Raw genomic sequence first — 952 nt, 5'->3', positions numbered from 1 at the left:
GGGGCGGATTGACGACGGACCCGGGCGGGCGGGGGGCCGCCCGCCCGGGTCGCCAGGCGGATCAGGTGTGGCCGGGGCCGGTGGCCCTGTCGCCACTGCCGTCTCAGCCGTTGCAGCAGGCGATGCTGATGCTGCTGGACTGCGGCGGGACCGCGTGGCGGGTGCCGTTCTGCGTGGCCATGGCCTGCAGGTTGAGGAGCTTCGTCATGGGGGTTCCCCTCCTTCGTGGGTGTGGTGGTCGGGCCTCCGGTGTCGTCCGGAGGGCCGTCGGCGGGTCCGACGGTGTTTGTGGGTGCCGGCTGGTTCAGCTCGCGGCGAGGAGGTGGTCGGTGGACGCGACGTGGGTGGGCGCGTCGAGGAAGGGCAGTGTGACTCCGGTGCGATGCAGCGCGGCGTGCATCGCGGACAGGATTCCGGCGCCGCCGGCGGCCAGGTCGGTCGAGATGCGCAGCAGGGTGTCGCCGGGGAACGCGAGGCGGCCGTCGAGGGCGTACGCGTGCCAGGCGAGCCGGGTCAGGTGCGCCGGGTGGTGGCGGGCCGCGCCGTCGCGGACGAGGCCGACGGGACGCATGGCGCGCGGTCGGTCCGGTGGTGGGTCGTCGGCGAGCAGGGCGGCGGTGGCGAGCAGTCCGGCGCGGCCGTGGAAGAGGCCGGGCAGCAGGACGAATTCGACGTCGACGGTCCGGCGGACGGTGGTGACGACGTCGCGCAGCCAGGGGCGTTCGCCGTGGTGGAGCAGCGTGTGTGCGGCGACGGCGATGCCGGAGCTGCCTTCGTCGAGGTAGAACAGTCGTCGTGCGCCGTCGCGTACGTGAAGGTTGCCTCTGTCGTCGCGGACGGTGTGTTCGAGGTCGCGGCGGACGGCGGTGCGGGCGGCGCGCAGCCAGGTGGGGTCGCCGGTGGCTTCGTGGAGCCGGGTGAGGAGGACGGCCGGGCCGGACCAGCCGCGGAG

General features: G+C 74.5%; 1 pseudogene. It reads right to left on the bottom strand.

Annotated elements, in window-relative coordinates:
• Window positions 1-304: 304 nt before the first annotated feature.
• A pseudogene (locus F8279_RS30425) lies at window positions 305-952 on the bottom strand (hypothetical protein); the annotation flags it as partial.

This window comes from Micromonospora sp. AMSO1212t, assembly GCF_008868145.1.
Lineage (GTDB): Bacteria > Actinomycetota > Actinomycetes > Mycobacteriales > Micromonosporaceae > Micromonospora > Micromonospora tulbaghiae.
Note: the sequence above shows the minus strand (reverse complement) of the source record. Positions and strands in the feature narration are given on the sequence as shown.